This is a genomic window from Olegusella sp. (genome assembly GCF_057238325.1).
This window is the reverse complement of record NZ_DBHHGF010000011.1, coordinates 24,804-45,438: the sequence shown is the minus strand read 5'-3', so window position 1 is coordinate 45,438 and position 20,635 is coordinate 24,804. Positions and strand designations below refer to the sequence as shown.

General features: G+C 48.8%; 20 protein-coding genes, 1 tRNA gene and 1 pseudogene. 4 read left to right on the top strand and 18 right to left on the bottom strand.

What is annotated here, in order from left to right; genetic code table 11:
* The first annotated feature begins 107 nt into the window (after nucleotides 1–107).
* Nucleotides 108–524, top strand: a complete 417-nt coding sequence (locus ACO5JD_RS08015) for an acylphosphatase (protein WP_484988984.1) — start codon at nucleotides 108–110, stop codon at nucleotides 522–524.
* Nucleotides 525–559: 35 nt separating this feature from the next.
* Here ACO5JD_RS08015 and ACO5JD_RS08010 read toward each other — a convergent pair whose 3' ends face one another.
* Nucleotides 560–1,336, bottom strand: a complete 777-nt coding sequence (locus ACO5JD_RS08010) for a peptidylprolyl isomerase (RefSeq protein ID WP_484988982.1) — start codon at nucleotides 1,334–1,336, stop codon at nucleotides 560–562.
* A 61-nt stretch (nucleotides 1,337–1,397) separates the two neighbouring features.
* Nucleotides 1,398–1,631, bottom strand: a complete 234-nt coding sequence (locus ACO5JD_RS08005) for a hypothetical protein (protein ID WP_021625893.1) — start codon at nucleotides 1,629–1,631, stop codon at nucleotides 1,398–1,400.
* Between the two features lie 186 nt (nucleotides 1,632–1,817).
* Between ACO5JD_RS08005 and ACO5JD_RS08000 the strand changes: the two genes are divergently transcribed.
* Nucleotides 1,818–2,801, top strand: a complete 984-nt coding sequence (locus tag ACO5JD_RS08000) for an alpha/beta hydrolase (protein WP_484988980.1) — start codon at nucleotides 1,818–1,820, stop codon at nucleotides 2,799–2,801.
* A 243-nt stretch (nucleotides 2,802–3,044) separates the two neighbouring features.
* Nucleotides 3,045–3,971: pseudogene (locus tag ACO5JD_RS07995) on the top strand (Abi family protein).
* Between the two features lie 246 nt (nucleotides 3,972–4,217).
* Here the strand turns inward: ACO5JD_RS07995 and ACO5JD_RS07990 are convergent.
* The 14 genes from ACO5JD_RS07990 to ACO5JD_RS07925 all read right to left on the bottom strand — a co-directional run bounded on the left by ACO5JD_RS07990 (nucleotide 4,218) and on the right by ACO5JD_RS07925 (nucleotide 14,738).
* Nucleotides 4,218–4,293: transfer RNA gene (locus ACO5JD_RS07990), tRNA-Phe, on the bottom strand.
* A gap of 93 nt (nucleotides 4,294–4,386) precedes the next feature.
* A complete protein-coding gene (locus ACO5JD_RS07985; RefSeq protein WP_484988978.1) occupies nucleotides 4,387–4,977 on the bottom strand; it encodes an FHA domain-containing protein in 591 nt (196 codons plus the stop codon).
* The gene (locus ACO5JD_RS07980) at nucleotides 4,970–5,350 is read right to left on the bottom strand and encodes a DUF192 domain-containing protein (RefSeq protein WP_484988976.1); all 381 of its coding nucleotides are present in this window, start codon (nucleotides 5,348–5,350) and stop codon (nucleotides 4,970–4,972) included. The genes ACO5JD_RS07985 and ACO5JD_RS07980 overlap by 8 nt, the downstream gene beginning before the upstream one ends.
* Before the next feature lie 3 nt (nucleotides 5,351–5,353).
* A complete protein-coding gene (locus ACO5JD_RS07975; RefSeq protein ID WP_232204039.1) occupies nucleotides 5,354–5,884 on the bottom strand; it encodes a hypothetical protein in 531 nt (176 codons plus the stop codon).
* Nucleotides 5,885–5,886: 2 nt separating this feature from the next.
* Nucleotides 5,887–8,037: a hypothetical protein gene (locus ACO5JD_RS07970; RefSeq protein ID WP_484988974.1), complete on the bottom strand. Its 2,151-nt coding sequence runs from the start codon at nucleotides 8,035–8,037 to the stop codon at nucleotides 5,887–5,889.
* The gene (locus ACO5JD_RS07965) at nucleotides 8,009–8,515 is read right to left on the bottom strand and encodes a TadE family protein (protein WP_021625902.1); all 507 of its coding nucleotides are present in this window, start codon (nucleotides 8,513–8,515) and stop codon (nucleotides 8,009–8,011) included. The genes ACO5JD_RS07970 and ACO5JD_RS07965 overlap by 29 nt, the downstream gene beginning before the upstream one ends.
* Nucleotides 8,496–8,741 carry a hypothetical protein gene (locus ACO5JD_RS07960; protein ID WP_021625903.1) on the bottom strand — a complete coding sequence of 82 codons (246 nt, stop codon included), beginning with the start codon at nucleotides 8,739–8,741 and terminating at the stop codon, nucleotides 8,496–8,498. Before ACO5JD_RS07960 ends, ACO5JD_RS07965 begins: the two co-directional genes overlap by 20 nt.
* Nucleotides 8,719–9,279: a hypothetical protein gene (locus ACO5JD_RS07955; RefSeq protein ID WP_156894160.1), complete on the bottom strand. Its 561-nt coding sequence runs from the start codon at nucleotides 9,277–9,279 to the stop codon at nucleotides 8,719–8,721. Before ACO5JD_RS07955 ends, ACO5JD_RS07960 begins: the two co-directional genes overlap by 23 nt.
* Nucleotides 9,280–9,283: 4 nt before the next feature.
* Entirely contained in the window at nucleotides 9,284–9,487 is a 204-nt protein-coding gene (locus ACO5JD_RS07950) for a Flp family type IVb pilin (RefSeq protein WP_484988972.1), read from the bottom strand.
* Between the two features lie 49 nt (nucleotides 9,488–9,536).
* On the bottom strand, nucleotides 9,537–10,181 hold the full coding sequence (locus ACO5JD_RS07945; protein WP_484988970.1) for a type II secretion system F family protein: 645 nt from the start codon (nucleotides 10,179–10,181) through the stop codon (nucleotides 9,537–9,539).
* Nucleotide 10,182: 1 nt separating this feature from the next.
* The gene (locus ACO5JD_RS07940) at nucleotides 10,183–11,136 is read right to left on the bottom strand and encodes a type II secretion system F family protein (protein WP_484988968.1); all 954 of its coding nucleotides are present in this window, start codon (nucleotides 11,134–11,136) and stop codon (nucleotides 10,183–10,185) included.
* Nucleotides 11,115–12,458, bottom strand: a complete 1,344-nt coding sequence (locus tag ACO5JD_RS07935) for a TadA family conjugal transfer-associated ATPase (RefSeq protein WP_484988966.1) — start codon at nucleotides 12,456–12,458, stop codon at nucleotides 11,115–11,117. Before ACO5JD_RS07935 ends, ACO5JD_RS07940 begins: the two co-directional genes overlap by 22 nt.
* Nucleotides 12,455–13,963, bottom strand: coding sequence for a MinD/ParA family ATP-binding protein (locus ACO5JD_RS07930; RefSeq protein WP_484988964.1), 1,509 nt, complete (start codon nucleotides 13,961–13,963; stop codon nucleotides 12,455–12,457). Before ACO5JD_RS07930 ends, ACO5JD_RS07935 begins: the two co-directional genes overlap by 4 nt.
* Complete coding sequence (locus ACO5JD_RS07925; protein WP_484988962.1) at nucleotides 13,956–14,738, bottom strand: SAF domain-containing protein; 783 nt, start codon at nucleotides 14,736–14,738, stop codon at nucleotides 13,956–13,958. Before ACO5JD_RS07925 ends, ACO5JD_RS07930 begins: the two co-directional genes overlap by 8 nt.
* Before the next feature lie 261 nt (nucleotides 14,739–14,999).
* Between ACO5JD_RS07925 and ACO5JD_RS07920 the strand changes: the two genes are divergently transcribed.
* A complete protein-coding gene (locus tag ACO5JD_RS07920; RefSeq protein ID WP_484988960.1) occupies nucleotides 15,000–16,421 on the top strand; it encodes a hypothetical protein in 1,422 nt (473 codons plus the stop codon).
* 241 nt (nucleotides 16,422–16,662) lie between these two features.
* Here the strand turns inward: ACO5JD_RS07920 and rsgA are convergent, their stop codons facing one another.
* Both rsgA and ACO5JD_RS07910 read right to left on the bottom strand, forming a co-directional pair.
* Nucleotides 16,663–17,880: a ribosome small subunit-dependent GTPase A gene (gene rsgA, locus ACO5JD_RS07915; RefSeq protein WP_484988958.1), complete on the bottom strand. Its 1,218-nt coding sequence runs from the start codon at nucleotides 17,878–17,880 to the stop codon at nucleotides 16,663–16,665.
* Between the two features lies 1 nt (nucleotide 17,881).
* Complete coding sequence (locus ACO5JD_RS07910) at nucleotides 17,882–20,563, bottom strand: cation-translocating P-type ATPase (RefSeq protein ID WP_484988956.1); 2,682 nt, start codon at nucleotides 20,561–20,563, stop codon at nucleotides 17,882–17,884.
* Nucleotides 20,564–20,635: the final 72 nt, after the last annotated feature.

The following is a 20,635-nucleotide window of genomic DNA, read 5'->3' as shown; positions in this document are numbered from 1 at the left end:
GCGTATTTGACACCTTGTAGTTTGCACAATTTTGCGTCCTAATTCGTCTATTGTAGACGGAGAATGAGTTTTCACGAGAGACCTACATGGCGTGTAAGGAGCTGCCCATGCTGAAGTGGTTCAAACGCGCGAATGAAAAGCAACAAAAAGAAGTCGAAGAGGCCGTGGAGGCTGCCAATTTGGGTGCGGCAAACTCAGACATAAGCGAACAAGCAGATCTTGAAGACGCTGACACAGCAAAGCTACGACGCGTACATTTTGTTTTTCGTGGACAAGTGCAAGGGGTTGGCTTTCGCTGGAACGCACGTAACTGTGCTAACGATTTGGGGCTGCTCGGTTGGGTACGCAACGAATGGGATGGCTCGGTCACGATGGAACTACAGGGCGACTCCGAGCGCATCGCGCGCTTCTTTACGCTCTTTAACCAGCAGTATCGCCATTTTCAAATCGATTATGTTATAGACGAAAAGGAAGATATCCCTCTTCGTAATGATGAAAGCGAATTTAAAGTAATTTTTAGCTAGAGATGGCTAGATAGCGAGGCGCGATGCCTACAGCCCTAATCATCAATCTCAAGCTTTTCGATAACTGGCTGGTCATCCTTGGCAATAGAACCGTTACTATCTGTAGGTTTTGCTTGTTTGCAAATCTCGTCGACAACATCCATGCCGTCAGTAACATGGCCAAAGGCAGCATACTGCCCATCAAGAGATTCCTGATAACTCTGCATGATAAAGAATTGCGATGAGGCAGAATTGTAGTCTTGGGCGCGCGCCATCGCGATAGTACCTCGAGTTAACAGGAGCTTGTTGTCAACCCCATTAGCACTAAACTCTCCTTTGATTGTACGGTCGGAACCGCCGGTCCCGTTAGCCTTGGGGTCGCCGCCCTGCATCATAAAATCCTCGATAATGCGATGGAACGTAAGACCGTTGTAGAAGCCATCCTTTGCCAAGCGACAGAAATTACTAACGGTGATAGGTGCAGAATCTGCATCTAAAACAAGCTTGATTGTTCCGTAATCCTTGATGATAAGCGTGGCATGATGGGTCCCATGACCAAATTCATCATCAGGAGCAACCGCCGTAATAGTGCTTGCATTTTTGTCTTGAGCAGTACCTGCGAGAGGATCTGTTTTTGTTTGGGTTGAGGCAGTAGAGCCTACCTCAGTGCGGGATCCAGAGCCACTGGACGTGACGGCTGAGTCTTGAGAGGAGCAGGCGGTTAGTGCCGCTATGGAAACGAAACTGCCAGCGGTCAGACTTGCCAAAAATGTCCTTCTTGAAAGAGTGAACTTCTCTAGGGAACTTCTTGGGTTGGTTTTGTTATTCAGCATACAAAAAGCTCCTCTTATTTGAGTTAAGGCAAAGCAAAACTAGTTAAGCTACAGCCTAATCCTACTCTTCTAGAAACCACTCTAAATGGCCGCAATTCTGGCACACAAGCACAGTTGCCGATACATTTGCCCAATCAAGACCAAAAAATGTAGCCGCTGCAGTATTAAGCTGTGCTGTGCGTTTATCGAATTTGTCACGACCGCAGTGCGAACAGACTACGTGCTTGCCCGCCACCTCATAATAAGGGGTATTACCAATTCCGCGCTCACCGCTAAACGCCTCATAAACTCCCATCACAACCCCCTATGGCTAAGACTGTTACAACTGCTATTGCTGGTGATGCCAAAATTCAACAAGTACGCTCAGATCTGCTTGACTGCATTATAAGGGCATCGGGAACATAGATAAGGGCATCGAGGGTATAGAGTTCCTATACTGTCGAGTGGTAATAGGATTTGATGCTATTGGAGCTGATGTCGCATGGGATCGACACTCACTCGTTTGTGGGAGCATATAGAGGCTGCTGACAAAAAGCGTATTGAGACACAGCTGCGCGTACCAGATGTCGAAACAAGCACAGCTATTGCCTATCTCAACGATGGTAATCCCTTGCATGTATTAAGTATTTCTCGCCCTAAGGGCACAACAGGACAGATAGCACTACCTGTAATTGTTGACATTCATGGTGGCGGTCATATGTATGGCGACCTGCTGGTTAATCGCAATTACTGCGAGTACCTAGCATCACAAGGCTTTGCAGTAGTCAATATTTGCTATCGCCTGCTGCCTGAAGTTGATTTAGCGGGCATGATCCAAGATTTGTGGGCAGCTTTTGAATGGCTGGCACAACATGCCTCAGAGGAGTTATTGGATTTGCAGCATTGTTTTATTACAGGAGATTCTGCTGGGGCTCATTTGAGCATGTTGGCATTATGTATTGGAAACAAAGCAGAACTGCAGCAGATATACGGCACGACTGCACTGCCGCTAAGCTTTAAGGCGCTCGCGGTAAGTTGTCCTGTGACAAATCTGATGCCCTATTATGCACCAGGTGTATTTGGCACCCATGCTGATGCAGAAATGCGACAAATGTTTTTAGGCAAGCAGGGCGAGAGAGCTCCTTGGGCCCATTACATGAGCATAAACGAGGTATTGCCGGGCGTTACGTTACCACCCGTACTGGTAATAGGTTCAGCAGGCGACAATCTGAAATTTCAAACACAAGCCTTGCTTGAACTGCTGAAAAAGAATGACAGCCAGTATGAGACACTTATCTGGGATAAAAAATCTGACAAAGTATTAGGGCACGTCTTTAACATCGGCTTTTGGGATCAAAAAGAAAGCCTTGAGACCAATGACGCTATGCTTGAATTCTTTCTTACTTATGACGCGGAGTATCGTCCGTGTGTGATCAACCCTGCCGACCCTGATGCGCCGTCATGCCACGCTATAGGCGTACAATGAGCTTTACTACTCCTGATAGATGGAGAGCGTGATGAGAGTAGTAAAAATGTACTTCCGCAAAGTAACAAATAGTGTCATATATGCCGTTTATGGTGAATTTGAGTCATTACAGCATTTTACTAATGGGCAAGATGACGTGATGGTTCATATTAGCAGTATGAAGAGGTTTGGCGTCGGTACGTCCGGTCAAGCCCATGAAAGCCGCCATAGTGCGGCTTTCTATGTTTAAAAGGATAAAACACAATGGATAAGCCTTTTAAATCTATAGAAGAGCAACTAACAATTCTCTCAAAGCGCGGTATCGCTATTGATAATTCCGCTGAAGCTGTGCTTAAGCGCGAAGGTTATTACTCAGTGGTAAACGGCTATAAAGATTTATTTATTGACAAAGCTGCTTCTGCAAATGCAAAGGATGATAGATACGTTGTTGGCACTACTTTTAATAATATCTATAGACTCTTTTTGTTTGACCGAGACCTTCGCTTAACGATGTTTCGCTACTTCTCCGAAGCGGAAGCAACCTTAAAAACTACGTGCTCTTATAAATTCTCTGAGAAACATCAAGATGAGCATGAGGCATATTTAAACCCTCACAACTACAGAGCAGATAGGTAATATGTTAAAAGAGTTGAAGGACTTATTGATGACTTCAAAAAAATATTGCACAAGTACCCATATGAAAACTACTCTTTCAAGCGTGACTATATCCAGCATTATGTGCGCGACCATGATGAAGTCCCATTTTGGGTTTTAACTAACTTTCTCATGCTGGGTCAGATATTCAAATTCTATGATTTCCAGCCTGAATCAATGAGAAATGCTATCGCGGCAAACTTTTCTAGCCTTTATAACGAGTCACACATAGACACTAAGAAAATAAGCCCTAGACGATTACGCCTCGCATATGATCACATCAAGGATTTCAGAAATATCTGCGCACACGATGAGCGACTATATTGCGCAAGAGTATCGCCATCAAAAAGTGTCAAATTTGCCGATATGCTTAACGACCTTGAGCTAGTTTTAAGTCGTGATGAATTTGCAAAAGCTCAAAATGACATTCTCAACCTAATCTCTGAGCTTATGAAAGACATTGGACAAAGTAGAACTACAAATGTTTTGAAATCAATGGGAATTCAAAACATTAGTTCAACGCTGATGCCCTCGTAAACGCTCGATACCGCTCTACCTCGCACAAATTAGGCTCTCCCGCCTATCCACCAAGATTTCGGGAGAGCCTACAAGCCACCTAACAACTCAGAAAAGAAGGCTTATGACGTCATCTTACACCTTATTAAAAACATATCGCACAGCTACGCTTTTAGCTTGCTCCAAAATGTTTTGTCACTTTTCTGTCACTCCGTGTCACTTCGGCACGAAAAAAAGGCCAGAGCCGAAGCTCTGACCTTGTGTTTCTGGTGGCGGGGAAGGGAATCGAACCCCTGACACGGGGATTTTCAGTCCCCTGCTCTACCAACTGAGCTACCCAGCCAAAACGCCTGCGTTTGCAAGCTTGTATATCTTAACAAAGGACATGTCTCTGTCAACTCTTTATTCTGATGAAACCCCAATTTTTTGAAAATAATCAGCACACTTTTGGTTTCTTGGAATGCATTTTTTGGGCAAGTAGATAATTTCCACAGAGCGAAATCATCTCTCCAAAAGGAATAAGTGCGCTGCCTTCCAAAGCTTTTCCCTGGTAAAGTATGGGATTTGTAGCTCCTAAATCTCTTACTACCATGCCATTTTCATCAGGAAGCAACTCAGTATGCGATCGCGATACTGCCCGGGAATGCAAAACCACATCATTATGTGGCGATCTTCCAATCCGCAGACCCTGCTTGGGTAAGGGAATATGAGCTTCTAGCTCGGGAGTTTTTATCCAAAGACAAACCTCGCTGGTATTTGCCTCACTTGTAACAAGAGGCTGACAAGTCTCTTCTTTCAGACGCTCCTCTAAAGGCAGCTGGTTGGTCATATCAGGTCCTTCTTGTTCAGCAAACTTATACATGCATTCAAAACAGGTATCCATATCCGCAAACAGGATTTGTCCACAACAAGGACAAGTTTTAGTGCTGCCAGCCATTGTGGAATTGCTATCGCCTTGTATGGATTTAAGTGGGATGGGTGGGATTTTTTCTAGCTCACCTCTCCCAAAAACTCGTAGGTCAGCCATATACGGTCTCCCCCTCTCGCTTTTCTTCTTGCATTAACCAAACTCTCTGACCTTGCCGGAGCCATGTCCGCCTACTTGCAGGACGCTCCATCACAGCCCAGCTGCCAAATTTGCTGCGAATATCCCCTGGCTTTACGTTTTGACAAACACGCAATACATGGCCATCACGATCTATGAAGGCAAGGTCGAGCGGATACTTCATGCCAAAGGTGTGAACCGAGCTACAACGCATGAGTGCGACGGCAGGACTATGCTTGCCTGAACGTAATAAGCCCAAAGCTTTATCACGGAAAGTCTCAAGCATTCTGACTGGTAAGCCCTCAATTTCTATCGCATCTGAATGAGGAGAGCTCAACACCTTTAGCTGAGCCATCATTTACATCACCACTCCTCCCCGATATCTATCAACCACCAATGTGCGGGTATGCTCCAAGCTGATAGGCGCACTGTAAGCAACGCCCGCAATTACAAACGAACATGGCCAAGGCTTGTACCTAAGCGTGCAAACAAAACGAGTAAGTAAAGGAGAAATCGGAAAACCAATCCCAGCACCATTTTTTGAGTCACCTCCATACACAGGCTCTGCATGTACTTCAATCGAGCAACTGCGCATATCAAGAGCAGCTTTGATAGTCTGCTCAACTTCATTTACTGCCGCAGCCTTTGTCTCGCCTTTTGGAGAAACTCCTTGGGAAACCACGGCATCTGCTGCTATACGGTCAAATGCAGAGCAAGCACTCACAAATCGCATCAGATTAAATACTGTCAGCGCAACAACAATTACTACAGGCACTAGGACAGCAAGTTCTACCGTCATTTGTCCAGAACAGCTACGAAACTTCTGACATTTGCCAGAAATACGCCACAGCGACAACAAGCTCCTAAAACTAGAGCGACACAAAACCATAGTTAGCCACCTCCAAGATACTTGGAGACATCTATAGTTAAGGGAATCTTGACACCTGTACCAGGTATTTCAATCTCAGCAACAGTAAAGATAGGCCCACCCAGCTGACTCGCCACCTCTCTTGCAAGCACTTGCGCAGCAGCATCTCCACTATTAGGAAGTTTCTGCACAATTTCACGCACTATACCGAACTGCTCTCGTCCATCTCCTGCTTTGTCAAGTACTTCTTGACTATGTACCAGTACAGGTTTTCGAGCTCTCATATCGGCAGGCTCAAAACCAGCAGATTTCACCGTACTTGAAATCATCTTTTTTATAGACTGAGCCACTTTTTCACCCATGAGCCAGCCTGCATCATTCAAAAATCCATCTACATGAGATTGCGCAGCCTCAAAAGCAGAGCCGTAATCTACCAGCAATTTTCCCCAAAGTGCCAAAGCCGACTGAGCAATACCCGCAACTCCAAAACCAGCCTGAGACTCAATACCTGAAAGCAACTGGGATAAAACAGTACTTCCTCCACTGCTATCCTCTGGTGCCAAAGTTGCCGCCGAAATCGCAGCACCTGCAGGCAATTTTGCTCCAGGAGAGAACGCACCTGTTAGCTCCGCCGGCGTCACGCTACCCGCATCGCGCATGACCACCGCAACACAACCCCAAGCGCCTGCTGGCACAAAATCGGGTCTTTCAACTGCAAGAATATCCATAGCCTTCTGAAAAAGGTCATCACTTTCTTCTGATATTCCTTCAAGTTCTTTTTCTGCAGCTATCTCGTCATTCTTTGCTCCAAGATAATCACGCGATGCCTCCACGACAATACGCCAATAATGCTCATATCCGTTGTTAATATTTGTTGATGCGCTGGCAGCGCTTGCCTGTGCCTGCACATTCATGCCACATTTAGGGCAGCAGCGTACAGCGCCTGAATCGATATCAGCCAAAGAAGCGGTGCCAGAATATGAGCCTGTTGCTCCAAGACAAGCGAGGGAACTATGCAGCGTGCGTCCTTCTTCCTCATCTGTGCAAGGCCAAATTGAATCGGTATACAGGCTAGTCGCCCGCACCATTGCCGCTGTATGTGGAAGCTCGGGAAGCTGCATTTCAACGTAGTCGGACTTCTCTATACATTTTGCTTTTTCCATCTCGCGGGCAGCAAACCTATAAAACTGCTTTCGCGCAGCACTGCGAGTCAGTTCCTCTGCCGATGACCCATGAGGATGTTCTGAAGCAGCGCGCGTGCGATAGTAATTGAGGGAACGAATCCTCGCGTAATCAAAGCGCCACTCTTTAAAACTTGCGTAGTTTGGATTATGTGCACCAGACAACCCCGCAAGCGTCTGAGCACGGCTTCTCATGCAATGTGGGTTATCTACACAGTCCGCTCGCCAAGCTTTTTCCTTTGCAGCATCGGCTCGCTCCATTGCATCTTTTTTACGCTCAGAAGCATCTTGGAGTTTCTTGGCATTATGCTCCAATTCTTCTCCGGAAAGACCATCATCAAGAAAGGAATAATCCGTCTCTGAAGTTAGGGGAAATGGAATTGCGGTACCCACATACCTTAGCTGCTGCGTACTGTTTGCCGAGGTACATGATGCTGCATTTGCCATCACAAGAGCTGGCAGGGCCTTTTCAAGTTTCTGTAAACCCGTAGCAGCGCTTTTTGCAAAATTCCGTCTTAAGTCAAGGATCGAACGACCGACATTGATAGTCTCAATAGCAGCTGCATGCGTAATGGGAAGAGCGGACAGTATTAGTCCCGTCCCAATAGTTGCCAAACCTGCAAGTCCCATGGAAAGTACGATGGCATCACTAACCTGAGCTACTGTCGTAAAGCCTGACACTGCATTTGCACCAGCAAGTGCAGTAGCATCTGCTACTTCTTGAACTTCTGATGCGCGTGAAGTTGACCAAGCGGCTGAAGCAGCACCGAACACTAACACCAAACTTACAAGCAGGGTGACCGCCATCGCCACAGTAGTGTAACCGCCTTCATCATGGATAAAGATTGACAGCGGTGAATAGCCCGTGGAAGGCGGAACACACTGCGAAGCGTTTTGCTTGATATTCTTATTACTGTTGATATCAACTGAATGCATATCTATAGCCACTGGTACTTTATCGGCTTTACTTCCAAACACTAACCCAATCCGCATACGCACCTCCCAACCATTCTGGTCGCATCCGTTCGGTCATATCCACATGCAGTACCAAGCCCGTGCCATCGCGCTCATAAAACACCGAGGCAAGACCTCCAAATAAAGGAAGTGGACGAGCGTGACCCGTTATAGAAACGCGAACAAATCCTCCTTTCCCATCGCTTGTTTTAATGTGCCAATCGCCCTGTCCGCCCACATGAAAGGGAGACACTTCTGGCACTGCAGCCAATCTTCTTAGGCCAAAGTCCTTGCAGGCAGAAAGGTCCGAGTCATTCCGGGCGGTCAAGACAGCACGAGCTGTTTCTGCAGCAGCACCTCGCATCAGCATCTGCGTATAGAGCAGGCAAGCAGGTTGTACGAGTAGGGCAATCAATACCAATACACTCGGTATCAGCACAGCTGCCTCTATGGTTGATTGACCCAGACTCGCCCTGTAGCTGCAGTTATGCAAGCTACTAGAAAAGGACGAGGTCATTGACCTCATTAAGGGTATTCCCTGCGCCAAAGAGATGCGATGCCGCCGTTGTCGCCAGCTTGAGCAAATGCCCATCCCTACCCGCATGCCACACTGCGGCAAGGCCCACCACCAAGGACAAAAAAGCAAACAGTACCAAGGCATACTCAAGGGTCGATTGGCCTTGGCATATACGAGCTGCTTTGTGTTGTTCGAGATTCCCACTACTCCTCCCTCCCTGACACATCTATCATCTCCTCCTTCCAAGCATCAGGATCCATCCGTGTTATCTTCAACTTGCTATGCTTTCCCTCGGCGGAAACTATGCAAACATCCACCCAACGATCCCCTTGCACCACACAACCCCAAACGCGACCAAACAAATCAAGATAGTCAGCCGTCACAAGTACACAGTCATTTCTTTTTTTGTAAGCCTGCATCAACAACTGAGCCTCCTGAGCCATAGGAAGCCCAGAGGTTTGCTGCATACAAGCAGAGCCTTGCTTTCGTGGAGTAGCTGCAAGTGATACAAGCAGTTGATCGAGTCCTTCTTCCAAACCTGCTATATCAGTATGGGGAGTCGCTTCCACCTGCTGAGAGGAATCATCAGACTTGGCATCTAGGCGTTTGTTTACATCCATAGTGTGCCGAGCATCTTGAGCTGACGGTTCACCGCCCTGCTTGTCCACTATTTTTGGAGCAGGAAATGCAAGCAAATCCACTACAAGAAAAAATGCCATCGCCGCAAGTACAAGAACTACACGCCACGCTCTGCTTGTTTGCATTTTTCTACAAACCATTAATACCATCGGCAATAGCTGACCATAGCTCCTGTACCTTGCCACGGAAGGCAATAATGGCAAGAATTGCAATAACTACCAACACGCCAACCAAAATCGCGTACTCAGTAGTACCCTGGCCTTTCTCATTTGCCAAAGTTTTTGTAATCCAGCAATGTAAAGCGTTCGTCTTTGCATAAATCCTGCCATCCATAAACTGTCCTTTCGTCCGTATTCTCACATCCTTTATGGATGCAAATGAACTATCCCAGAGTTACAGCTGATCCCAGCAAAGGTCCCAAAATTGCCAATAGCATGGCAGGTACAATGAGTGTTCCTAAAGGAATAAGCATCTTTACCGGCACTTTTTCAATTTGCTCTTCTACTTGAGAACGTTGCTCATCGCGAATTGCTTGTGATTGCTGCTCAAGCACCGCTGCAAGTGGAGAACCAAAAGCAAGTGCTTGAGAAACTGCATCTGAAAAGCGCTTCAATGCACCAAGCTCCAACTCGGCCGCTAATTCACTCAATGCTTCATCACGAGTCGAAATACCCATACGCCAAGAATCCATTGCATGGCGAAAGGCACTTGAAAGCTCCGTGGTGCTCCGATTGCAATACAGCTCAAGAGAAGCATCAAACGAGAGGCCTGCAGAAAGTCCCAAAGTCAAAATATCCAGCATTTCAGGAAGACTCCGCAAGCCTTCTGAACGCCGCGTAGCCAAGTGCGATTGGCGACGCACTTCCGCAACGAGTGGCAAATGTTTTTCTAGGCGTTGGCCCAACTGAATGAAAAAACTGTGAGACGACAGTTCCTCTACATCCTCGTGGGGCGAGCCTAATACCCAAACTCCAGCCAAATTGCTTATGCCCGTTGCACCAATAAGCGCAAGTGTTGCTACATCCATATCAAATCACCCCTTTCATCAAGCGCCGTACAATAAAGAGCGCCAATCCGTCCATAAGCAATGCAACAATCACGCTTCCTGCTCCTGCTGGCGTGCCAAGTCCCGCTTGAAAATCTGGAGAGAGCAAAGAAAGCAAAGCAACCATGACGAGTGGAAGGAGACAAACAATCCTCACCGAAAGCCGAACCTGTGCTGTTTTAACTGCCAAAAGGCGTTCAAGCTCACCTTGCTTTTCTGCAAGTTCTGCAGATGTTTGCAAAAGGCTGCGCAAAGGACTGCCTGTGCGTTGAGATACGAGTAAAGCAGTAATTACTAGGCCCATACGAGGAACTACTAGTTCGTCTTCTAGCAGACAGAGCGCTTCTTGTACTGAATCACCGCAGCGTAGACGCATGGCAACGCGCGAAAAGGCTTCAGCTGTAGGCCCCTGCCCATGAGAACCCACGTAATCGATTGCTTGCGCAAGCGTCTCACCAGATGATAAAGCCAATGCGAGGGCTCGCAATGCATCAGGCATTTCTTTAGCGAGTTGTATCTCACGCTTGCGCCTGCAGGCCGCATCCCAAATTGGTAGCGCCACCATCAGGGCAAATACAGGAACACACATACCTACAGGTGAGCAAGAAAATAACAGACATATGAGAGCTGCAATACTATCTGCCAACAGTAATGCAGCACAGGCTTGCTCTCTGCTGAGCAAAGGTTTCAGTTGCGAGAGCTGATGTGCAAGCACATCAGAAGCCGCTTGCCATGCCTGCAACTTAAGGAGCATGCGTATAGGTCCAACTCGAGAACAAATGTCACAGACATGAACAAAGTGGCGCCAGACAACTCGCAAACGAATGCTTACGGGAGCAAGGAGGGACGCATTGCCACGATCTATGAGTACAAAGCTGGCAATCCACGTAAGAATGCCACAGCTTGCACAAAGAGCTATGCCAGCATATGCCGCCATCGTGCCACCTCCTCTTCATTAATCACACCCTCCTCAATACCCCGTGCGATAAAGTCTGGTTCTCGCTTGAGAGTCCAAGTATCAGATGCCACATCATAGGAAACGCACTCATCTAACTGAACGCCTCCTGTAGAGCTGCGACCAACTTCAGACATTGCAGTAATGCGGCGCTGGCCTGAGGGAAGGCGTCTGCCCATCACAATGAAATCGAGGGCACTCGTGATTTGCTCTTCAATGATGTCAGCAGGCAAATCCATGCCAAACCGTGCCATCAATACCAAGCGCAGTACTGCTTCCTCAGCTGTACCTGCATGCAGCGTGGTTAGTGAACCATCATGGCCAGTATTCATGGCCTGCAACATATCAATTGCTTCACCACCGCGGACCTCACCAACAACAATCCGATCTGGTCTCATACGCAAGGAGTTCTTTACTAAATCTCGAATGGTAATAGCGCCAGAACCTTCAATAGATGCATCACGCGCTTCCAGGCGCACAACATCTGGATGAGCCTCAAATCTCAACTCGGCAGAGTCCTCGATAGTCACAATTCGCTCGCCGATACCAATCTCACAAGAAAGTGCATTGAGCAGTGTGGTCTTGCCCGAACCTGTACCCCCTGCCACAGCAATATCTTGTCGCAGACGAACCGCCCAGCTCAGCAACTTGGCATACCATTTGGGCAATGAGCCAAGACGCACCAGCTCTGCCAAAGAAGTAATGCGATTAGAAAACTTTCTAATGGTCATAGAGGGGCCATCAATTGCAATAGGAGCAGCTACTGCATTAACACGATCACCATTGGCAAGTCGGGCATTAACTATGGGACTCGCACGATCTAGGCGACGACCTAAAGGCGCCAATATGCGATCAATCACCACCATGACCTGCTCTGCCGAATCAAAAGCAAGCTCAGATGGATAGATTTGCCCTTCTTTTTCAAAGAAAAGCGCTTGGGGACCATTAACCATTACTTCAGTTACGCGCTCATCATCAAGCAGACTCTGCAGGGGACCCAATCCGCAAATCTCATCAAGAACCTGCGTGATGAGCAGCTCGTGTTCCTCGGCAGAAAGCCCCAGATAAAGCTGGCCATGTAGGAGACTCTGACAACATACGCGCAACTCAGATCGAGCTAAGGTCATGTCAGCACCGCCCACCAACTGGGACATAGTCTCAAGCCCCAAACGATCGACCACATCCCGCTTGAGCTGCCAACGCAGCTTGCCTAGACGTTCTCGTCGCGCTTTATCCTCTACCGTCTCGCCTTGCTGACAACAGGTAAGTTTTTCTTGTTCCAAAACTCTCTCGAGAACGCTCATGAGCCCACCTTCTTTCGAAAGAGCCTAAAGGGTCGACGAGAAGTTTGTGGATCAATAACGGACTCCTGAGCTGCGGGAATATCGGGAAGCCTGCCTGCCTCGCTTAGTATTTGGGCAAGCAAGTAGGCAGCCGAACGCACAAAATCAGAGTCAAGTTTCGCAAGCTCCTGGGCTTTTCCTGCAGCAAGTAGCTCTGCCACCTCAGGACCGCCCTCAAGCACCCGTACGGCCCGTGCGGTTTCTAGTCCCACCTCAGCGCGACCTGCCATAAGGTCGAACTTCGTTCTACGATCACCCCGATTGGCCACACGCACAATACGTGTGCGAGCAACGCCCAGTCGCACCGCCAACGCCGAGGTTCGTGCCAGCGAACCAAAACCGCCTGCATATTCATCGTGTACCAGCAGCAAGCGATCACAGAGTTGGAACGCTTGAGCCACTGCATCGGTACAGGTAGATGATGTATCCACAAGTACCACATCATAGGCAGAGGCTGCAGTCAGCAATAATTTTTCAACCAAAGGAGAGATGCTCTCAGCCGACTCAGGACGCGCACATGGCCCCCAAAGGCGGATATTTTCTGCTGCTTGAATACTCGCCTTCTCAAGCAAATCTTTATTACTCTTAGCACCAATTCCAACTTCAGATTCACCGCGAACATGACGAGCCGCACCAAACATACCGAGCTTCAAGGTCTCCATAGCTGCCAGGCGCGGCAAACCAAAAAGCGAGAAAAGATTGCCACAGGCAAGGTCAAGATCAAAAAGTGCAACTTTCATACCCCAAGAAGCAGCAATAAGCGCAGTCATTGCTGCAAGTGCAGTCTTTCCCACACCCCCGCGTCCAGACCCAAATACAAAAATTGGCGCTGCTTCACCTGGATTTTCTATACGTTCAGTCTCCGCAAGCCCCGTCTGCGGTGCAACAACGGAGGACTGGTCTTCCTCATGTGAGTTTGTATGTTTAGCGGTTGTAGTCACACCGCAAGACGGCAGTTGAGTGGGAAAATCGCTGGATTCCCGTAGTTTTTCTTCCTCAGATTGCTCTGTACACTCTTCTTCAGACCACCTAGTATGTTCTTTCTCGAATTGCTCTGCGTGTTCTTCCCTGGGCTGCTCCACATGTTTTGTCGCAGGTTGCCCAGCATATTTTTCTTCAGATCGCTCTGTACACATGAGTTTCTCTAGATCAATAACTCTGTCTACCTTTGCTTGCTCTGCATGCGAAAGCAAGGACTGAGATGGATTCTTCGCCACTAAAACTACGCAACGAGCATAGCCATCATGTGCCAATGCAGCCGCCAGATTAAGATCCGAAATTCCCTCATCGCAGGCGCCCACAATTGCCGAGTACTTGTGTATTTTTTCCTCACAAAGCAAAGACCTCAGTCGCCAAGCGCTGGGAACAAAGATAAGTTTTGCGTTGGTATCAATAGACTGAGCTGCAAGTTTGAGTTCATCGCGAGCTTTGAGAGCACAGTAAGCAAACCAGATGTTTTCACTCATGGGTATCATCCTTTTGATTGGGAGAAACGGCGCTTTCGTTGACTGGAGTTGCTGTTAGTGACGCAGCATCCTCAGCGGCCTGAGCTTTTTCCTCAGGTTCTTCTTGCTCGCTAAGTTCAGGAGCCGTTGGCGCACTCGCCTTACCAGCAACGTCAGCAGCAGGAATAACCAAACGTAAATCCCCTGCTGCACTTGCTGCAAGGACTGCTGATACCCCATCGGGTGGTACCGCCAGTGTCACTTGTGCTCCACTCAAACTGACATTTGCACTCGGCTGCGAAAGCACCTGCATGCCTTTTGCAATGAGCGACGTTCCATCTTTTGACACTTGATATGCCTCAAGACTTGCGCCTTGGCTAAGATTACGAGGGATACCAAGTTTGTCTGTAATGGGAAGAGTCAACGCTACGTGACCCGCAGGTACATCTGCCATCGCTTCATTTGCGCGGAAATTCAACTTGGTAAGAGGTACGCCCTTAGCTGCAGGGACACTGATCTCCTTACCCAATGTCTCATCCAAGCTTACCAACGCACCATCGGGCGCCAAATCTGCCAACCAATCGCGCGTCGTAACGTTTGCCTGTGTAACGATATCGCCCGGCTCGAGATCTTCGCTCGTAACCACAAGCGTGACAACCTCCCCTCCATAGCGAGCAATGGCCTCCGAGCGCACACGTTCTGCTTCGCCACGCACATGGTCAGCATAAAGAGCACAAAGCATCATGCTCAAAACAGAGCAGGCTAAAGCGAAAATAAGGCGAAAACGCTTTGACATTCTCATCCTTCCCAGTCAGCGCAAGGGCGTTATCAGCGCAAGAGCGTCGGTTTCTTATGCGCTTCTATTTTTGACTGAGAAAGTGCCTGCTTGAACTGGGTATTTCTATTTGGGTTGTCCAAAACTGCATGGCAGCTGGCACTAAACTGACAAAGTTTTCTTCATCGCCAGCTCGCATGCCTTAAAACTTATTTATGAAAACAGCGGTCAAATCACCATGAGCCTGCCTCAACTTATAACAAAATTTTTGCAAAAGATGTATTGGTTTCCTTATGCTGCGGCTTTGCGAAAAAGCAAAACATCGCGATACCATTCGCCCTTCACGAACCCTCCAAAAGGCAGCCATGGGCAAGTTTATGGCAAGCTGTAATCCCAAAGTACGCAAACCACACAGAGAAATTTCGCCAAGCTTTAGGCAGTCTAACTGCAGTTATCGTCCAAGCTAAATCCAAGATGCGTTTGTTACGGTATCGCTTTATCCCCAAGCAAGGAGGCCGACAAATGCACCATATACTGACTCATCAAAGCGCCCGGGACTATTACCGTCTTGCAGCTGCGGCCCTACTTCCCTTGCCATACAATTCAACGGCATCATATTGCAAAGATTTAGCAGCTCTGCTCTCCCGTACTCACTTCAAGACCGCCGTTCTGCTTCGCCATGCTCTGCTTCCCATATCAAAAGAAGCGGCCCAGAATGCAAAGTCCACACCCTGTGAAGAACTGATTTACAAAGCCATACAAGATGAACTCGACTATGAGCTAGAAAAGCCATTGCAATTTTTAGTGCGCCCTAAAAAACGCTGCCATAAGTCTCATGCCTATTTTTATCGAAGCTGCAATTGGGAGCTTCCCCAGGGCAGCCTCTACAAACTTAGCGCCAACGAATCTATCGTCTCTCCTGAATTACTGTTTCTCCAAATGGCAGCTCAGCTGGTTGAACTCCACCTTGTTGTGGCGTTTGGCTGTGAACTTGCCGGTCGCTATGCTTTGCTTCCAAAAGGATTGGTTTCAATAGCAAAGCAAACACAAAATACCAGTTCAACTACTATGAAATCAACGAAACCTTCGCACTTTGACGGTTATGTTGAATGCGCTGGACGCACTACCGCCAGCAAACTTAGTGAATACATTCATCAAGTAGAATCTGCAAACTCGCACATCACCATTCCAGGGCTAAGTATCGCCAAACGGGCACTGCGCTATATAAAAGACGGCAGCAGATCTCCGATGGAAACGTACTGTTCGATTCAGCTTCGTCTGCCCAGAGCATCCGGTGGTTTTGGCGCAAGCAATGCAAAATTCAACGTTCGAATAAATATCGACTTGAGTTGGCAATACATATTGAAAAAGCCATATCTCGTGGTAGATGCTCTATTTCGTGCGCGCAATGCTCGCACTCAAAGAAAGTGTCGGGATAGCGTCATTGAGTTCAATGGGCGCCGCTGGCATGGAGCGCGCCCACAGATGAACGAAGACAATCTTCGTAGACACGCTCTCGAGAACGCTGGATACGACGTGAGATTCATTACAGGTCGAGATTTTTACGATTTTCGTGCATGGAACATGATTGGGGAATCCATTTGTCATGCAACTGGCATCTTTCTTCGTCCTGCTTCGCAAAAGATGATGAATAAGCGCCGACAAGTTCATCGGGATTTTTGTAACGATGAGTGCCTGAGATAAGGGTCAAATTATCTCAGACCCGCATTACTAAAAATAATTAGCCCCGAGGAGGTATTTTTGTTCGCATCCCCACCAAAAACGCTTCCTCGGGGCTAAAAATTTGAACTATCTGGGGACGGAGGACTCTGTGGGGTGGCAGACCGTGCGGGATGGATGGCTGTGCCGCGGGAAGGACTCTGTGGGATGGCAGGCCGTGTGGGATGGCAGACCGTGTGGGACGGAGGGCCGTGCAAAGAGAAAACTATAGGGTGACGTCGGGGTCGAGGCTAGATAAGCTGGTGCGCATTTCAGCAGCAAGAGAAAGATAGGCCGACAGAGCCTCTTCACTAAATTCCCCATCGGACAAAGCATCTTGTACGGCACAGCCAGGCTCATGGGTATGCGTACAATCCCTAAACCGACAACCCATAGCTGCCCGCGCGATTGCAGGAAAGACCAGCGCAAGACCACGCTCATGCCCCACCAAAGGCAAAGACCTCAAACCTGGTTCGTCTACGATAATGCCTCCACTAGGAAGCAAAACCATACGGCGCGCAACCGTCGTATGGCGTCCCGCATCATCCCGCGACCGCACAGCGCCCGTCTCGAGAGACTCACGTCCCAGCAAAGTATTAAGCAACGACGATTTGCCCGCACCAGACTCACCCAGCACAATAGCAACCGTACCAGCAGGTACCAATGCCCTCACAGCATCAACACCCCAGCCAGCCTTTGAAGACGTCAAAGCCAAAGGAACATCAACGCCCAACACCGCTTTTACCGTCGCCTCAGCCGCAGCTAATTCATCTGTCCCCACGCGATCGACTTTGGTGAGAATCACGGCGACCCTAGCACCACAGTCACGCGCCACAACAGCAGGACGAGCAACACGATCGGCAGTAACCGCTCGCTCTCCCATCGCAAGAGCAATCAACACAACATCAACGTTGGCCGCAAGGGTTTGTTTTTCTCCGCGAGATTTACCACGCCAACGGGCAATATCACTTTCGCGAGGCAATACTGCCTCAATCACACCCATTTCGTGCTGCTCAGGCACACGCAAAACCACCCAATCGCCCACAGCAACGCGCGTTGAAGCCGAGAGTTCTGCTCCTATATGTCCCGCCAATTTCACAGCAGCGAGCTTGTGGCTCCCCGCCTTGGAAAGTCCCACTGAAAACTCGGCGCGTATCAAACCGCCTTTCCACGCAATTGCGGGAAAACCGCGATCCAAACGTACTACACAGCCCAAATACAACTCGCACTCAGCAACTTCATCCGCCTCGCTCATAGCAACTACAGCGGCTGCAAAAGCCTCTTGCTGCGCCATGCTCAGATGCAATGCCTCAAAATCTGGCACATCAGCGAGAGAGGAAAGCGCTGGCAGGGCCTCTACAACCCCACCAGCGCTCATTTCTTTTGTGCGACGCCGCGAAACGCCTACACGAGACTGAGACTTTTTTGAAAGTCGACGAGTCACCTTACTCCTCGCTCTTACCAAGCTTACGCATGACAAGCTTGTAAATCTCCACGATAGGAATGATAAGCAGAGCCAAGCCCAAAGACATTAGATAGTGTGTCATATCAAGCTCAGCAAAGCCAAAGATCGTGGCAAGCGGAGTCTCAATTACCACCCAAGTCAGCAACAGCGCAACAGCAAAGGCACCCCATGCCCAAGCATTTTGCGTAGGCAAACCAAAGATAGAATTGCGACGACTGCGCATGTTGAAGGAGTGGAACATCTCGACCATCGACAGAGTCAAAAACGCCATGGTCATACCCATAACACCATTTTTGTCACTAGCAACTGCGTCAGCCAGAGGCACACCAGCAGCCTGAATACCAATGAAGTAAGCCGCCAAAGTTAAGCAGGAAATTGCCACACCTTGGAAAAGGGTATCGACGCCCATTCCGTTAGCAAAGATACCATCTTGGCTCTTGCGGGGACGACGACGCATAATATCCGGCTCAGCCGCCTCCATGCACATGGCAAGTGCAGGTAAGGAGTCAGTAATGAGATTGATCCACAGCAGATGCGTCGGCTCAAGGATAGTAAAGCCAATCAGCGACGCAATAAAGACAACTACAACTTCAGCGAGATTAGAGGAAAGCAAAAACTGAATCGCCTTGCGGATGTTGTCATAGATACGGCGGCCTTCTTCGATAGCGCCAATGATAGTGGCGAAGTTGTCGTCAGCCAGCACCATATCGGCTACGCCCTTGGTAACGTCAGTACCCGTGATACCCATACCAACGCCGATATCAGAACGCTTGATAGAGGGGGCATCGTTAACGCCGTCGCCAGTCATAGCAACAACCATGCCCTTCTTCTTCCAGGTATCAACAATACGAGTCTTGTGCTCGGGCTGAACACGCGCGTAGACGCCAATATCCTCAATGCGCTTGTCAAATTCCTCGTCGGACAGGCGATCGAGCTCTGCGCCTGTAATAGCCTCATCGCGCCCCATTACGATGCCAAGCTCTTTGGCAATAGCAACAGCGGTATCGATGTGGTCACCGGTAATCATCACCACTCGCATACCAGCACCATGGGCTTCTTCAATTGCAGCTTTAACCTCAGGACGAACTGGGTCAATCATGCCGCAAAGACCAATAAAGGTCATATCGTGCTCAAGGTCAGCCGCAGCATAACTCGCAGGCTCAGTCTTGCCATAGTTAACGCGCGCTGCTGCCATAACACGCAAAGCGTCGTCAGCCATGAGCTTGTTCTGCTCCATGATGGTGGCACGCCACTCATCGGTCATCGGCACGACACCGTCTTTGGTCTGCATCTTTGTGCAGCGAGCAAGCACAACGTCGGGACCACCCTTGGTGTGCTGGATATAATCACCATCAGGTGAAAGATTGACCACAGACATCATCTTGCGACCAGAGTCAAAGGGTGCCTCGCCCGCACGAGGGTTCGCATAGTCAAGGTCGTCGGACAAAAATCCCAATTTGGCAGCATCTGCAACAAGAGCTGCTTCGGTTGGCTCACCAATAGCCTTCTCTGCAGCAACATCCCACTTTGCATCCGAGCAGAGCGCCATGCAGCGCACAAGGCGGTCAAGGTTTTCAGAGTAATGACGCACGACCGTCATCTTGTTTTGGGTCAGGGTACCTGTCTTATCGGAGCAAATCACCTGCGTGCAGCCCAAAGTTTCAACAGCGTTCATCTTGCGAACGATGGCATTGCGACGGCTCATCTTGGTAACACCAATGGAAAGAGCAATAGTCACAACCGCAACGAGACCCTCAGGAATAGCGGCAACTGCCAATGAAACAGCAACCATAAAGGTATTCAAAACCTCAGGTACATTTGAGAAGAATGCAAGGCCACCGTGCTGGATAACACCCACCAAAAAGACCACAGCACAAATGCCCACAACAAGCTTGGTAAGAATACCCGAAAGCTCGTTAAGCTTGACTTGCAGGGGCGTGAGTTCATCTTTTGCCTGTGCAATAGCATCGGCAATTTTACCCATCTCGGTCTGCATGCCAGTCGCTACCACTACAGCACGACCGCGACCATATACCACCGTCGAGCCCATGTAGCACATGTTTTTACGATCGCCCAGAGGCACATCGTCATTGCCTGCAGGAAGCCCAAGCACTTCGGCAATCTTGTTGGCAGGTACCGACTCGCCCGTCAGCGCCGACTCTTCGATCTTGAGAGAAGCGCTCTCCAAAATACGACAGTCAGCAGGCACTGCATCGCCCGCCTCAAGCACAACAATATCGCCTGGAACTAGATCGGCTGATGCTACAACAATCTGTCTGCCATCACGGATGACTTTGGACTGAGCAGCGCTCATCTCCTGCAGTGCTGCAAGGGCATTTTCGGCCTGATACTCCTGTACCACACCCAACACAGAGTTGAGAACGACTACAAACATGATGATAAAGACATCAGCAAAGTCCGCTTCGCCCTGAGCCATGCCCGTAGCTGCAGAAATAATAGCAGCAATGATAAGCATAATGACCATGGGGTCGGCCATCATCGAGAAGAAACGCTTCCACAGCGGGTCCTTCTCTGCTTCCTTAAGCTTGTTTTGGCCAATTTTTTCAAGACGAGCTGCAGCTTCAGTTGCGGCAAGGCCCACCTCTTCGGACGAAGCCTGCTTTTGCAGCACCTCGCGCGAACTCTCTAGGTACTCTTTCACGTGTCCCTCCTGGCTATCTTGGCTGCTCAAAGCAGCCCCTCTCCTCGCTTGGCGCTAGGTGCCCGATAATAA